The organism is Halalkalicoccus subterraneus (genome assembly GCF_003697815.1).
In the GTDB taxonomy this organism is placed as follows: Archaea; Halobacteriota; Halobacteria; order Halobacteriales; family Halalkalicoccaceae; genus Halalkalicoccus; species Halalkalicoccus subterraneus.
Genome location: NZ_RDQG01000022.1, coordinates 44,695 through 57,465, shown reverse-complemented (window position 1 = coordinate 57,465; position 12,771 = coordinate 44,695). Strand labels below are relative to the sequence as shown.

Sequence of the window (12,771 nt, the reverse complement as noted above, 5' to 3'; positions counted from 1 at the left end):
GATCGATCCCTGTACCGAGTATGAAGGTTCTGGTGACCGGCGGAACGGGCTTTATCGGACGGCATCTGTGTGCGGAGCTCGACGACCGGGGCCACGACGTGACCGCGCTCGCGCGCTCGCCCGACGCGAGCGACCTGCCCGCGGGCGTGTCGGTCGAGCAGGGCGACGTCACCGACCGGGGGTCGCTCGATCTCTCGGGTCAGGACGTCGTTGTGAACCTCGTCGCGCTCTCGCCGCTGTTCGAACCGAAGGGTGGGAAGACCCATGAATCGGTGCATCTCGGCGGGACGAGAAACGTCGTCGACGCCGCCGAAGACGCCGGCGTCTCCCGACTGATACAGATGAGCGCGCTGGGAGCCGACCCCGACGGGCCGACGGCGTACATCCGCGCGAAGGGAAAGGCCGAAGCGGTAGTACGCGACTCGACGCTCGATTGGGTGATCTTTCGCCCCTCGGTCGTCTTCGGCGACGGTGGGGAGTTCGTCCCCTTTACGAGGAAGCTCACGCCGCCCGTCATCGCGCCGCTTCCCGGCGGGGGACGGACCCGCTTTCAGCCCATTTGGGTCGAGGACGTCGCCTCGATGCTCGCGGACGCCGTCGAAGGGACGTCGACTGGCGACCCGAACCCGTCGGATTCCGGTGACGCCGTCGCCGACGAGCGCCACGTCGGCGAGATCTACGAGATCGGCGGGCCGGACGTGTTGACGATGGCGGAGGTCGCGAAACTCACGCGCGGCGGCAACGTGACGATCGTTCCCCTACCGATGGCGTTCGCCAAGATCGGATCCGCGGTGATCGACCCGATCCCGTTCGTCCCCTTCGGTGCCGATCAGGTCCGCTCGCTCGAGTTCGACAACACCACGCGGGACAACGACATCGGTGCCTTCGGCGTGAGCGAGGGCGACCTCCTGACGCTACGGGAGTACCTGCGCGGATAGCTCCCGCTCGGGAACCCCCGCTCTTATTAACGCCCGCCGCCGACCGGCGAGCGATGCGCGTCGTCGTCCCCTTCGACGCGACCGATCCCAAGAGCCGCCTCTCGGGCGTTCTCGATCGCGAAGAGCGCCGCCAGTTCGCCCGGGCGATGCTCGGGGACACGCTGGCGGCGATCCGGGCGGCCGGCGGCGATCCCGAGGTGCTCGCGACCGCCCCCCTCGACGCGGACGGTCCCGTGACCGTCGACGATCGGGCACTCACCGAAGCGGTCAACGGGGCGTTCGGCCCTGAAACCGAGACGGCGGTCGTGATGGCCGACCTGCCCCTCGCCACGCCCGAGGCTCTTCGAGCGCTCTTCGAGGTCTCCGGCGACGTCGTGCTCGCTCCGGGGCGCGGCGGCGGGACGAACGCGATCGTCGCCCGCCATCCCGACTTCCGGGTCGATTACCACGGCGGTTCGTTCCTCAAACACCGGGCGGCGGCCGCCGGACTCGGTTCGGTCGAAGTCGTCGACTCTTACAGATTGGCGACCGACGTCGACGAACCCGACGATTTAGTCGAGGTGTTGCTCCATGGGGAGGGGCGGGCGGCCGACTGGCTCCGGGATGTGGGGTTCGAACTCGTTCGACGGGAAAGCCGGCTCGCCGTTAGGCGAACGCGAACATAAATCCGTGCGACCGGTACCATGGGTTTTTGTCGCTGGGCGAGTAGTGGAAAACGATGATTCCGGGGGCCGAGGAGTACGGCATCGACATCGAGATCGGCGACGGCGAGATCGAGCGGGCGCTCTCGGTCGGGCCCGCGGACGTCTCCCCCGCGCCGAGGCTCACCTTCGCGCGAAACGTCTTCGTGCCCCTGACGACGGCCTGCCGCTACACCTGTACCTACTGTACGTACTACGACCCGCCGGGGCAGGCGAGCCTCCTGTCGCGCGAGGAAGTGCGCGAGATCCTCGAAACCGGCGTCGAGGCCGGCTGTACGGAGGCACTATTTACCTTCGGCGACGACCCCGACGACCGATACACTGAGGTCCACGGCCAGCTCGCAGAGTGGGGCCACGACTCGATCCACACTTACCTGCGCGAACTCTGTGAACTCGCGCTCGACATCGGAATCCTGCCCCACTCGAACCCCGGCGACCAGACGCGCGAACAAATGGCCGAGGTCGCCGACGCCAACGCGAGCATGGGCGTGATGCTGGAAACGACCGCAGACGTGCAGGCCCACGGTGGCCCCCGAGCGAAGTCGCCGGGCCAGCGGCTCGACACGCTCCGAACCGCGGGCGAACTCGGCGTCCCCTTTACCACCGGTATCCTCGTCGGCATCGGTGAGAACTGGCAGGACAGGGCGGAGAGTCTGCTCGCGATCGGTGAACTCCACGAGCGCTACGGCCACATCCAGGAGGTGATCGTCCAGCCCGTCTCGAACAACGAGCGGTGGCGCGAGGGATCGCCCGATCTCGAAACCATGCGCCGGACCGTCTCGATGGCCCGAGGGGTCCTCCCGGAGGAGGTCTCGGTGCAGGTGCCGCCGAACCTCGCGCCCGTCAGAGAACTGCTCGACTGCGGGGTCGACGATCTCGGGGGCGTGTCGCCGGTCACCGACGATCACATCAACCCGGCGTATGCGTGGCCCGCGCTCCGGGAACTGGAGGACATCGCAAGCGAGGCGGACGTCCCGCTCGACGAGCGCCTCCCCGTCTACGACCGGTTCATCAACGAGGGATGGCTCTCGGAGCGGATCCGCCGGGAACTCGACGCCGAGACGAGTTCGGGAGAGCGCTATCGGGCGCTCACTTCAGCCACTCGGGCGTGAGGTCGGGCATGCGCTTTCTGATGGTGGTGTAGAACACCGAAATCCCCAGTGCCACGAGCATGACGTTCCTGACGAACCCGTCGTAGAGGATCAGTACAGGAAGGCTGACGACTCCCATCAGCGCGAGGTCCTCAGGCGCGCCGTCGTAGCGGATCCATCTCCGAGGAGCGATCCACCGCCCGGGAAAGTGGGCGTAGACCGCCTGCTGGGACGTGCGCTCCCACGGGCGGAGTTCGTGGCCCGCACCCGCGGCGTCGGTCACGGCGTGGACGGTCGCCCCGAGCGCGAAGAAGGCAGTACCGACGCTCGCAGTCGAGGGTACGAGGGCGGCCCAGGCGGTCGCGGGCAGGGCGAGAGCCCAGCCGATGACCGGGAAATGGAGGGTTTTTCTGTGGGTGCCGACGAAGAGGTCGAGATCAGGGAAAACGCTCCCGAGGAGGGCGGCGACGGCGGCGACGGCGGCGAACTCCGGGGCGAGGAGGACCGTCACGGAGGCCAACGCGACGCCGATGGCGCCGTGTGTGGTGTTCATCATCCCTCTAGGCTACGTCGGAGAAACGATAGGCGTTCCGAACCATGTGATCAGGTAGCGTGGATCACTCGACGACCATCGGCGAGCCGTCGGCCCGCGGGCCCAGCCGTGGGCCGTACGGGCCGTCGTTGGGGTCGACCCGCCGTCGCTGCCGGTAGTCCGTCGAGCGTTCGACGGGCACGCGTCCGACCGATTCGATCATCTCCACCAACTCCCCGACGTCGCGGAACTCGCCGTGTTCCCCGCCCGCGCGCTTGGTGATCTCCTCGGAGAGGATCGTCCCCATGAAGTCGTTCGCGCCACACGAGAGCATCTTCAGGCCCTGCTGGTCGCCGTACTTCACCCAGCTCGACTGGATGTTCTCGACGTTGTCCAAGAAGAGCCGTGAGACCGCGATCATCAGTTCGTCTTCATCCACCGTCGCCCCGCCCGTGACCACGCCGCGTTCGAACAGCGGCGTCGACTGATGGATAAAGGAGAGGGGCACGAACTCGGTGATGACGCCGGTGCGGTCCTGCAGATCCCGGACCCGTTTTAAGTGTTCGACGCGGTGGGCTTCGTTCTCGACGTGGCCGTACATGATCGTCGCGGTGGTGTCCAGCCCGACGGCGGCGGCGGCCTCGATGGCCCGTTCCCACTCCTCGGAGCCGATCTTGCCCGGACAGATCACGTCCCGGACTTCGTCGACGAGGATCTCGGCGGCCGTCCCAGGAACGCTATCCAGTCCCGCCTCCTTCAGCCGGCCGTAGACGTCCTCGTAGTCCCAGTCGGTGCCCCGGCGGGCGTGATAGGCCTCCTCGGGGGTCATCGAGTGGACGTGGACGCCCCCGACGCTCATCGCCTCGATCTGCTCGACGTAGGTACTCGGATCGACCTCGTAACGTTCGGGTGGCTTGAAGTTCAGTTCGGGGTCCTCGTCCGCGGCTCGGAGGACCTCGAGGTGCTCGGAGTCGAGCGCGAACGCCGGATGGAGCCCCGAGACCGAACAGACCTCGTAGATCCCCAGATCGAGCCCGTCGGAGACGATTTGTCGGGATTCCTCGGGCGTCTTCGTGAAGCCGGGGTGTTCGACCTCCGAACCTACCTCGAAGTTGCTCGCGGTGTCCTTGAAGTTACAGAACAAACACCCGGTGTTACACGCCGTCGTAACGTTGTTGTTGAGGTTCGCGACGAAGGTGACCTCCTCGCCGACCATCTCCGCGCGCCGGGTGTCGGCGGCCTCCAGAACGAGTTCCTTTCGGTCGGGGTCGATACCCGCCCTCTCGGAGCCGGTCGTCATGAGTTCGATCCCGTCGGCGACCGAGAGGCGCTCGCCCGTGCGTGCCTTCGCGAGCGCGTTCTCGAAGGACTGGTCGGTCTCCGGTCGGTGGTCGAACGCGAACTCGCGTTCGGCCTCGGGCGTGACGGCCATAGCGTGTGACCGACCCCCAGGAACAAAAGCTTGGCCGATAGCGGAGGTTTCGGTCGGCGAGGCGACGCGCCCACCGATAGCGATAAACCGTGCTGGTCGGTACCTCCCACCGATTCGATGGACGCGATCTTCTTCGACATCGGCGGTGTGCTTCTCGATTCGGCGTCCGTCCGGCGCGCCCACGAGCGGTTCGTCGCAGACCTGAGCGAGGAGGCTGGCCTCGATTCCGATGCGGCACTCGAAACGTGGCGCGAGGAGTTGGGCGCACACTTCCGCGAGCGCGAGGGCACGGAGTTCCGCTCGGCGCGGGCGGGCTACGAGCGGGCGATCGCCGCGCTTGGAATCGACGGGGAGTGGGAGCCGCTGTTCGAGAGCGCACTCGCCGAGACGATCGAACCGAACCCCGGCGCGGTCGAAGTCGTCGAGACGCTCGCCGAACGCGGGAGCTACCTAGGCGTGATCAGTGACGTCGACGCCGCGGAGGGCCGGCGGATCCTCGAAACGTTCGATGTCTTGGAACGGTTCGACTCGATCACGACCTCCGAGGAAGTCAGACGAACGAAACCTGATCCGGCGATGTTTCAGGCGGCTTTGGCAAAGTCGGGAACCGTCCCGGAGCGCTCGCTGATGGTCGGGGATCGGTATCACCACGACATCGAGGGCGCGAAGGAGGCAGGAATGCGGACCGCGGCCTACGGTGCCGACGACGGTCCGGCGGTCGACCACCGACTCGCTGACCTCCGAGAGGTCCTCGATCTCGTCTAGGGCGCGAGTGCCTCGATCGTCCGCTCGGCCGTTTCCTCGCCCGCGTTCGAGGGGACCACGACGATCGGTTCGGTGACCGGGTCGGTTTCGGCGACCGCCGCGAACCGCTCGCGTGCCCCCTCAGGGGTTCCCGCGACGCCCAACGCGTCGACCATCGCTTCCGTGACCGCCTCGCGGGCGTCGCTGCGCTCGCCCGCGGCCCACGCCTCGGCGATCCGTTCCGCTTCCTCCGGGAACCGGCCGGCGACCGCCCGGCGATACCCCTCGCCGCTGCCGACGTAGTACGCGATATGGCCGCGGATCGTCTCACGGGCCTCGTCGGGATCGTCGGCGACCGCCGACGGAACGTAGGGCGAGACGGCGAAGTCGGAATCGCGGCCCGCCTCCCGGGCGGTCCGCCGGACCGTCTCGAAGGCCCCCTCCAGATCGTCGAAGGGGATCATGTGTGGCAACCAGCCGTCGGCGGTGCGCCCGGTGGCCCGTCGGCTCGTCTCGCCGAGCGCGGCGGCGTAGACCGACACCTCGCCGTCGAGCGCCGGGAAGTCCCGGACCGAGAAGACCTCGCCGTCGTACTCGACGCGGCCCTCGCCGGCGGTGAACGCGCGGACGAGTTCGGCCGTCTCGTGGATCCGGCGGACGGGCCGCTCGTACGGGACGCCATGGAGGTCCTCGATCGCCTTGGGTGTGCTCGGGCCGATTCCCAGTCGGATCGGGCCCGAAGCGAGCGCCGAGAGGGACGAAGCCGCACCCGCCAGCACCGCCGGGGAGCGCGAGAAGACGTTGACGATGGCCGTTCCGAGCGCCGCGTCGGTGTGGGGTGCGACCGCCGCGAGCGTGACGAACGCGTCGCGTCCCCAGAGTTCGTTGGCCCAGATCGAGTCATAGCCGAGAGAACCGATCCAGCGGGCGAACTCGGGGGTCGGGTCGACGTCGGGGAGCAGGACACCGCGTGACATACCGGTCGTTCGACGGTGGGAACCATGAACCCTAAGGTGGGTATAAGCCTGCATCGTCCCAACGGACGGTATGATCGACGCGACGATCACGCCGATAGACCGCGGGCGAGTCCGCGCCGACAAGAACTACATGGTCGAAGGTTACAAGCTCGCGGGCGCGAGCGACCCGAACCCCGACGCCGAGATCGTCGAGACGCCCGTCTACGACCTCGTGATCGAGCACCCCGAGGCGACGATCCTCTGGGATACCGGCTCGCATCCCGAGGCCGGCGAAGGGTACTGGCCCGAGCCACTGTACGACGCCTTCGAGCACTACGACGCACGCGAGCACCCCCTCGACGAGGATCTCGAGGCGGCGGGCTACGCCCTCTCGGAGATCGACGCGGTGATCCAGAGCCACCTGCACCTCGATCACGCCGGCGGTTTACACAACTTCGCGGGCACCGACGTCCCGGTCTACGTCCACGAAAAGGAGCTGAAACACGCCTACTACAGCGCGAAGACCGACGCGGGCGACCCCGCCTACCTCGCGAAGGATTTCGATCACGACCTGAACTGGCGGGTAGTTTACGGTGAGCACGAAACCCGCTTCGAGGGGGTCGAGTTCCTCCACCTTCCGGGCCATACCCCCGGGTTGATGGGGCTTCGTTTGGCACTCCCCGAGACCGGGACCGTGATCGTCGCGGGCGATCAGGCCTACGTCGCCGAGAACTACACCGATGGACTCCCGCTCGGGCCGACTCTCCTATGGAGCAAACGGGACTGGTACGACAGCCTGCGGATGTTACGGGAGATGGAGCGCCGGGAGGGCGCGACGCTGTTTTTCGGCCACGATCCCGATTCACTCTCGCGCCTCGAAGGCGGGCTTCGTTAGGCGCCCAACCGCGCTGCAAGCGCGGGCAGGACCTCGGTCACGTCCTCGCGGACGAGGACGTCCGCCCGGCCGTCGTGGGGCGTCGGGTCGAAGTTACAGATCGCGAGAAACCCGTCGCGTGCGCCGGCTTTCGGAAGCGAAGCGGCGGGTCGACGGTGAGCGAGGAGCCGATGGCGAGGAAGACGTCGCTCTCTCGGGCGCGGCGCTGTGCCTCGGCCATGATCGCCCCGGGCAGCGACTCGCCGAACAGCACCACGTCGGGTTTGAGAAGGCCGCCACAGTCACAGCGTGGCGGCGACTCGCCGGCACGAACCCGCTCGCGGACGGCTTTGGCGTCCCGTTTTCGCCCGCAGTCCATGCAGACGACCCGGTGAGAGTTGCCGTGGAGTTCGAACAGTTCCTTCGAGCCCGCCGCCCCGTGCAGCCCGTCGGTGTTCTGGGTGATCACGGCGTCGAGCCAGTCCCGTGATTCCAGTTCGGCGAGCGCGTCGTGGGCGGCGTTGGGTTCGATTTCGGTACCGAACATCGCCTCGTGGAGTTTTACCCTGTCCTCCCAGAAGCCGGCCGGATCGGAGAGAAACCGTTCGATCCGGAAGTCGCCGGGGTCGAACTCCGCGTTCCAGATGCCGTCCTCGCCCCGGAAGTCGGGAATCCCCGAGGCGGTGCTGACGCCCGCGCCGGTCAGCGCGACCGTCGAGTCGCCCGCCTCGATCGCGTTCGCGAGCCGGTCCAGTCGCTCGTCCATACGTCCCGTAGATCCCTCCGAGATATAACGAACGGGATCAGTGTAGACGGGCGATGAGGCCCCCGATGGCCGCTCTCGAGCGGGCACCTCCGGTCGTCGCGCCGAGTCGGAAGCGAAGGGAGTCGACGGCGAACCGGAGGCGGTACTCGTAGTCGGCGATTCGGTGGGTGATCGGTGCATACCGGTGACCGCAGTAGGTACACTCCCCCGAGACCATCAACGGGGAGTCGACGCCGCGCGAGACACACTCGGGACAGAATCGGAGGTTCATACGCCCGCGATCGGACGAATAATCATAGTTAATTTGATGTGAAGTCTCGTTAGCCACCGGCTAACGCGATGAACGGGAAACGTTCATGCCGGGGCCGAAACGACTCGCCCCATGAACGGGGACGACCATGACGAGCGTTAAGGAGTTCCATATCGAGCGCGAACCGACCGCCGCCTCGCCGGGAGCGGGGGCGTTCGTCTTCACGGACGCCTACTCGGTGTTCGACTGGGGGCGGATGCCCGATACGATCCCCCGGAAGGGCGCGAGCCTCTGTACGATGGGGGCGTTCAACTTCGAACTGCTCGAACGCGAGGGAATCGCGACCCACTACCGGGGCGTCGGCGAGGACGTGCGAGCGCTCGCGGAAATCGAGAACCCGCCCGTCCGGATGGCGATCGACCTCGTACAGGTGCCCGAGCTGCCCCACAAGGGGCGTACCTACGATTACGACGCCTATCACACGGACGCCGGCGAGAACTACCTGATTCCCTTGGAGATCGTCTTTCGGAACCGAGTACCGGAGGGATCGAGCCTGCGACGGCGAAGCGAACCCGCAGAGCACGGGCTGGCGTTCGAGGCGTGGCCCGACGAGGCGGTCGAACTCGACGAACCGATCGTCGAGTTCTCGACGAAGTACGAGGAGAGTGACCGATATCTCGATCCCGAGGAGGCCGACGCGATCGCTGGAAAAGCGGATCTCCCGGGACTCGAAACCGTCGCCCGCGAGGTCAACCGCGTCGTGAGCGAGCAAGCGCGCTCGAACGGCTTCCTCCACGAGGACGGCAAGATCGAGTGTTGTTACGTCGACGGGGAGATCCGCGTCGCGGACGTGGTCGGCACCTTCGACGAGAACCGGTTTTCCTACGACGGCCAGCAGCTCTCGAAGGAGGTTATTCGGGGCTATCACAAACGCACCCAGCCCGAGTGGGTCGAGGCGCTCCGGGCGGCGAAGGCGGAGGCGGAGTCCCAGGACATCGCCGACTGGCGCACGCTCTGCGAGCGCGATCCGGAGCCCCTCTCAACGGACGTGCTCGATCTCGCCTCCGAGATGTACGCGTCGGGCACGAACGCCTACACTGGCGAGGAGTGGTTCGCCGCCCCGCCGCTCGAATCGGTCGTCGAGCGGGTCCGAGAGCTCTAGTCGGTCAGAACCTCCCCGATGCCGTCGATCGGTCTGTCCGGGTTTATCTCGTCGACCGCGCGATCCATGCCGAGCTGGTACTCCTCGCCACCCCGGAGTTCGGTCCGTCCGCGGTGGACGGCGACCGCCTTGTCGAGATGGAGACGAACCGCCTCCAGTAACGCCTCGGCTTCGAGGGGCTGGCCGCGGCGTTTGATCTCCTCCATACCGGCGTCATCGGGCAAATTGAACGCCCGTTGGGTGATGATCGGTCCCTGATCGAGGTCGGTCGTGACGTAGTGGGCGGTCACGCCGGCGATCCGAACCCCTTCCTCGATGGCTTGGCGATAGGCCTCCGCGCCGGGGAAGGCGGGCAGCAGGCTCGGATGGACGTTGATGATGCGGTCCTCGTAACGGAAGACGACGTTCGGCGAGAGGATGCGCATGTACCGGGCGAGGACGATCAGATCGACCTCGTACTGATCGAGGAGTTCAAGCAGGCGCTCCTCGCTCGCGCTCCCGCTTTCAGTGCCGATGTCGTGAAACGGCACGCCGTAGTGTTCGGCCAGCGGTTCCAGGTCCGGGTGGTTCCCGATCACGACCGAGATGTCCGCGCCCAGCTCGTCGTTGGCCCACGCCTCGAACAGCGCTTCGAGCGGGTGGCTCTCCGTGGTGACGAGCACGGCGATCCCCTGGGTCTCGCGGTCGGCCGGGAATCGGACCTGGACGTCGACCCCGAGGTCCTCGCCCAGATCGGCGAGCGCCGCCCGCAGTTCGTCCTCCGAGCACGTCATCCCGCTCGCGTCGACGTGCATCGTCATCCGGAACAGCCCCTCCCGGACCGCCTGATCGAGGTCCTCGATGTTGATGTCGCGCTCGAACAGCAGCGTCGTCACGCGAGCGATCAGGCCCGTCTTGTCGTCGCCGACGACCGTGATCTCAGTCAGCGGCGGCGTCATCGTCGCCACCCCGTGGTCGGACTCATTGGCGTCCCTCGGCCGGTCGGCGTCAAAAGCGTGTCCGTCCGGCGAATCCAGACGAAACGATCGTCCACGACCGCCCGCACGTTCGTGCATCACATCGCGGAGTAGAAAGAGCTTTTGAGCACGACTGCGCTCTTTCGGGTATGGCCGCCTACACCGCGATCGTGACCGTGCGCCTGAAACGCGGCGTGCTCGATCCCGAGGCCGAGACGACGAAACGGGCGCTCGAACGCCTCGAATTCGACCTCGAGGAGCTGCGTTCGGCAGATCGCTTCGAGATCGATATGAATGCCGATTCGGAGCAAGCGGTCGAGCGCCGGGCGACCGAGATGGCCGACCGGCTGCTCGCGAACCCGACGATCCACGACTACGAGGTAGCGGTCGAGGCACGAGAATGATCGCGATCGTCCGCTTCGGCGGGTCGAACTGCGATCGGGACGCGAAGCGAGCGCTCGATTCCATGGGGATCGAAAACGAGATCGTCTGGCATGAGGACGGACTGCCCGAGGTCACGACCGGTATCGTCCTGCCGGGCGGTTTTTCCTACGGCGATTACCTCCGTGCGGGTGCGATGGCCGCCCGCTCGCCGATCCTCCGTGAAATCCGAAACGCTGCCGCCGAGGGAGTCCCCGTCCTCGGGGTCTGTAACGGCGCCCAGATCGGCAGTGAATCTGGACTCACGCCGGGCGCGTTCACGACGAACGCGAGCGCGCGCTTTCAGTGCGAACACGTCCACCTGCGCGTCGAGAGCGCCGACACGCCATGGACCGAGGGATACGAGGAAGGCGAGGTGATCGAACTGCCGATCGCCCACGGCGAGGGTCGTTTCGAGATCGGTAAGAAGGACCTAAAACGGATCGAGAGCGAGGATCGGGTGCTGTTCCGGTACTGCGATGCCGATGGGCGGGTGACCGAGACGGCCAATCCCAACGGGTCGACCGGCAATGTCGCCGGGGTGGTGGGTGAGCGCGGAACGACCGCGGTGCTCATGCCCCATCCCGAGCGCGCGGTGCTGGCCCATATCGGTGGGACCGACGGCCGGGAGATCCTCGCGGCGTTCGCCTAACGCCGGATATCGACCGGCGAGTCGCTCGCGAGCCACTGGGTGGGATCGTCAGTGTTTCTGATGATGAACCAGCCGTCCGCGTGGACGACCGCCTCGTCTGTCTCATGGGCCATCTGTGTCGCCGCCGTCGCCGACGGTACCGACTCGATTCGTCCGGCAGTACTTCGTTACTGACCGCCGTATCCGGATTAGGAGCGGGTTAATTCACCGGGCAAGCGGCATGTTGTAGCCCTTCTCTCGCTCCATCACTGCCCCCCACGTCGCCTCACACTCACAGGAGACCTGCTCGAACACCGAGGGATCCTGACGCAGATCGAAGTCCTTGATCGCGCGCTGGACGCGGTCGTCACACTCCCCGCAGTTGTGCGGGCCCCGATCCGAGCCGTGACCGACCGGGTCCGAAACGACGATCGCGTCGGCGTCGGCGGTCGATTCGAGTACGTCGGCGACCGACCAGAGCCACGGCGGTCGATAACCGCCCCTGAAATAGAGCTCGTCGACCATCGTGTAGCGCTGGACGTTCGTCGGGTTCATCGAGACGGTGTGGGCGTACTCCGCACACCGGCGGATCGAGCGCTTCATGTCATCGACGGCCTCTGACTCCGAGAGGAAGGGGGGCTTGAGCAGCAGGTAGGCCTTGATCCCCGCACCCGCCGCCTCGGCGGCCTCGCTGGCCTCGACGAAGTCGGCGAAGTCGAAGTACTTGTTCACGCAGTCCCGACGTACCCTGTCCGTCGCCGTTTCCAGTCCCACGGCCACGTCCGTCGCGAGCCCCTGCTCGGTGAAATCGCCGACCCGTTCTGCCTCGACGAAATCGGGCAGGCTTTCCACTACTATCCGCTCGCGGTCGCCGAACGTCTCTGCGATCGCGGCTCGCGAGTGCGCCCCGACCTCCCGCTCGTCGAGAAAGCTCCCGGAGGTGTAGATTTTGATCAACGGGCTCTTTTCGTCCGCGTTTTCCCGTTCGTGTTTGAGACAGGCCTCGATCTGATCCATCAGTGCCTCGTGGGAGACCGACCCCCCCTCGACCGACTCGGCGACGTAGCCACACATCGTACAGCCGCCCGCGCGCGCCCAGCGACAGCCGCCGGTGTTGAGGATGATCGTCAGCGACTGACGGATTCCGTCGGGCGTGTTGTCCTCGTCGAGCCAGACCCGAGTGGGCTCGTGGGGATCGTAGTGTTTCTCCTTCTCGGCGCGGATTCCGCGCATCACCTGGTTGTGCGCGTCCATCCCGCGCCCCTGTTCGTAGACCTCGGGACTCGGCTTGCTCATTGAACGCGATAGCCGCCCGCGG

Annotated in this window: 14 protein-coding genes and 1 pseudogene; 8 read left to right on the top strand and 7 right to left on the bottom strand. The window is 66.6% G+C overall.

Features of this window, described 5'->3' with window-relative positions; all coding sequences use genetic code 11:
- The first annotated feature begins 20 nt into the window (after positions 1 to 20).
- The 3 genes from EAO80_RS06260 to cofG are packed head-to-tail and all read left to right on the top strand — an operon-like array spanning position 21 to position 2,751.
- Positions 21 to 938 (top strand): complex I NDUFA9 subunit family protein, encoded by a 918-nt coding sequence (locus tag EAO80_RS06260; RefSeq protein WP_122089072.1) that lies wholly within the window; start codon positions 21 to 23, stop codon positions 936 to 938.
- A 53-nt stretch (positions 939 to 991) separates the two neighbouring features.
- On the top strand, positions 992 to 1,603 hold the full coding sequence (gene cofC / locus EAO80_RS06255; protein WP_122089071.1) for a 2-phospho-L-lactate guanylyltransferase: 612 nt from the start codon (positions 992 to 994) through the stop codon (positions 1,601 to 1,603).
- 53 nt (positions 1,604 to 1,656) lie between these two features.
- Complete coding sequence (cofG, locus tag EAO80_RS06250; protein ID WP_122089070.1) at positions 1,657 to 2,751, top strand: 7,8-didemethyl-8-hydroxy-5-deazariboflavin synthase subunit CofG; 1,095 nt, start codon at positions 1,657 to 1,659, stop codon at positions 2,749 to 2,751.
- Here the strand turns inward: cofG and EAO80_RS06245 are convergent.
- Both EAO80_RS06245 and cofH read right to left on the bottom strand, forming a co-directional pair.
- On the bottom strand, positions 2,729 to 3,286 hold the full coding sequence (locus tag EAO80_RS06245) for a metal-dependent hydrolase (protein WP_122089069.1): 558 nt from the start codon (positions 3,284 to 3,286) through the stop codon (positions 2,729 to 2,731). The genes cofG and EAO80_RS06245 overlap by 23 nt on opposite strands.
- A gap of 61 nt (positions 3,287 to 3,347) precedes the next feature.
- Positions 3,348 to 4,694 carry a 7,8-didemethyl-8-hydroxy-5-deazariboflavin synthase subunit CofH gene (cofH, locus tag EAO80_RS06240; RefSeq protein WP_122089068.1) on the bottom strand — a complete coding sequence of 449 codons (1,347 nt, stop codon included), beginning with the start codon at positions 4,692 to 4,694 and terminating at the stop codon, positions 3,348 to 3,350.
- 117 nt (positions 4,695 to 4,811) lie between these two features.
- Here cofH and EAO80_RS06235 point away from each other — a divergent pair, with 117 nt between their 5' ends.
- A complete protein-coding gene (locus EAO80_RS06235) occupies positions 4,812 to 5,459 on the top strand; it encodes an HAD family hydrolase (RefSeq protein WP_122089067.1) in 648 nt (215 codons plus the stop codon).
- Here the strand turns inward: EAO80_RS06235 and EAO80_RS06230 are convergent.
- A complete protein-coding gene (locus tag EAO80_RS06230; RefSeq protein ID WP_122089066.1) occupies positions 5,456 to 6,415 on the bottom strand; it encodes an LLM class flavin-dependent oxidoreductase in 960 nt (319 codons plus the stop codon). The genes EAO80_RS06235 and EAO80_RS06230 overlap by 4 nt on opposite strands.
- A 70-nt stretch (positions 6,416 to 6,485) precedes the next feature.
- On the opposite strand from EAO80_RS06230, the gene EAO80_RS06225 reads away from it, so the two are divergent.
- Positions 6,486 to 7,289: an N-acyl homoserine lactonase family protein gene (locus tag EAO80_RS06225; RefSeq protein ID WP_122089065.1), complete on the top strand. Its 804-nt coding sequence runs from the start codon at positions 6,486 to 6,488 to the stop codon at positions 7,287 to 7,289.
- Here the strand turns inward: EAO80_RS06225 and EAO80_RS06220 are convergent.
- Positions 7,286 to 8,034: pseudogene (locus EAO80_RS06220) on the bottom strand (NAD-dependent protein deacylase). The gene EAO80_RS06225 and the pseudogene EAO80_RS06220 overlap by 4 nt on opposite strands.
- Positions 8,035 to 8,071: 37 nt before the next feature.
- Complete coding sequence (locus EAO80_RS06215) at positions 8,072 to 8,305, bottom strand: hypothetical protein (RefSeq protein ID WP_122089064.1); 234 nt, start codon at positions 8,303 to 8,305, stop codon at positions 8,072 to 8,074.
- Between the two features lie 127 nt (positions 8,306 to 8,432).
- Between EAO80_RS06215 and EAO80_RS06210 the strand changes: the two genes are divergently transcribed.
- Positions 8,433 to 9,446 (top strand): phosphoribosylaminoimidazolesuccinocarboxamide synthase, encoded by a 1,014-nt coding sequence (locus tag EAO80_RS06210; protein ID WP_122089063.1) that lies wholly within the window; start codon positions 8,433 to 8,435, stop codon positions 9,444 to 9,446.
- On the opposite strand, the gene EAO80_RS06205 is transcribed toward EAO80_RS06210, so the two are convergent.
- Positions 9,443 to 10,384 carry a formyltetrahydrofolate deformylase gene (locus EAO80_RS06205; RefSeq protein WP_122089095.1) on the bottom strand — a complete coding sequence of 314 codons (942 nt, stop codon included), beginning with the start codon at positions 10,382 to 10,384 and terminating at the stop codon, positions 9,443 to 9,445. The genes EAO80_RS06210 and EAO80_RS06205 overlap by 4 nt on opposite strands.
- Positions 10,385 to 10,551: 167 nt before the next feature.
- Here EAO80_RS06205 and purS point away from each other — a divergent pair, with 167 nt between their 5' ends.
- Both purS and purQ read left to right on the top strand, forming a co-directional pair.
- Positions 10,552 to 10,806 (top strand): phosphoribosylformylglycinamidine synthase subunit PurS, encoded by a 255-nt coding sequence (purS, locus tag EAO80_RS06200; RefSeq protein ID WP_122089062.1) that lies wholly within the window; start codon positions 10,552 to 10,554, stop codon positions 10,804 to 10,806.
- Complete coding sequence (purQ, locus tag EAO80_RS06195; protein WP_122089061.1) at positions 10,803 to 11,474, top strand: phosphoribosylformylglycinamidine synthase I; 672 nt, start codon at positions 10,803 to 10,805, stop codon at positions 11,472 to 11,474. The genes purS and purQ overlap by 4 nt, the downstream gene beginning before the upstream one ends.
- A gap of 204 nt (positions 11,475 to 11,678) precedes the next feature.
- On the opposite strand, the gene EAO80_RS06190 is transcribed toward purQ, so the two are convergent.
- Positions 11,679 to 12,749 carry an archaeosine biosynthesis radical SAM protein RaSEA gene (locus EAO80_RS06190; protein ID WP_122089060.1) on the bottom strand — a complete coding sequence of 357 codons (1,071 nt, stop codon included), beginning with the start codon at positions 12,747 to 12,749 and terminating at the stop codon, positions 11,679 to 11,681.
- Positions 12,750 to 12,771: the final 22 nt, after the last annotated feature.

What these genes read in the sequence shown, in the direction of transcription:
- EAO80_RS06260 (WP_122089072.1), top strand. Translation starts at nt 21, where the DNA reads ATGAAGGTTCTGGTGACCGGCGGAACGGGCTTTATCGGACGGCATCTG.
- cofC (WP_122089071.1), top strand. Translation starts at nt 992, where the DNA reads ATGCGCGTCGTCGTCCCCTTCGACGCGACCGATCCCAAGAGCCGCCTC.
- cofG (WP_122089070.1), top strand. Translation starts at nt 1,657, where the DNA reads ATGATTCCGGGGGCCGAGGAGTACGGCATCGACATCGAGATCGGCGAC.
- EAO80_RS06245 (WP_122089069.1), bottom strand. Translation starts at nt 3,286, where the DNA reads ATGATGAACACCACACACGGCGCCATCGGCGTCGCGTTGGCCTCCGTG.
- cofH (WP_122089068.1), bottom strand. Translation starts at nt 4,694, where the DNA reads ATGGCCGTCACGCCCGAGGCCGAACGCGAGTTCGCGTTCGACCACCGA.
- EAO80_RS06235 (WP_122089067.1), top strand. Translation starts at nt 4,812, where the DNA reads ATGGACGCGATCTTCTTCGACATCGGCGGTGTGCTTCTCGATTCGGCG.
- EAO80_RS06230 (WP_122089066.1), bottom strand. Translation starts at nt 6,415, where the DNA reads ATGTCACGCGGTGTCCTGCTCCCCGACGTCGACCCGACCCCCGAGTTC.
- EAO80_RS06225 (WP_122089065.1), top strand. Translation starts at nt 6,486, where the DNA reads ATGATCGACGCGACGATCACGCCGATAGACCGCGGGCGAGTCCGCGCC.
- EAO80_RS06215 (WP_122089064.1), bottom strand. Translation starts at nt 8,305, where the DNA reads ATGAACCTCCGATTCTGTCCCGAGTGTGTCTCGCGCGGCGTCGACTCC.
- EAO80_RS06210 (WP_122089063.1), top strand. Translation starts at nt 8,433, where the DNA reads ATGACGAGCGTTAAGGAGTTCCATATCGAGCGCGAACCGACCGCCGCC.
- EAO80_RS06205 (WP_122089095.1), bottom strand. Translation starts at nt 10,384, where the DNA reads ATGACGCCGCCGCTGACTGAGATCACGGTCGTCGGCGACGACAAGACG.
- purS (WP_122089062.1), top strand. Translation starts at nt 10,552, where the DNA reads ATGGCCGCCTACACCGCGATCGTGACCGTGCGCCTGAAACGCGGCGTG.
- purQ (WP_122089061.1), top strand. Translation starts at nt 10,803, where the DNA reads ATGATCGCGATCGTCCGCTTCGGCGGGTCGAACTGCGATCGGGACGCG.
- EAO80_RS06190 (WP_122089060.1), bottom strand. Translation starts at nt 12,749, where the DNA reads ATGAGCAAGCCGAGTCCCGAGGTCTACGAACAGGGGCGCGGGATGGAC.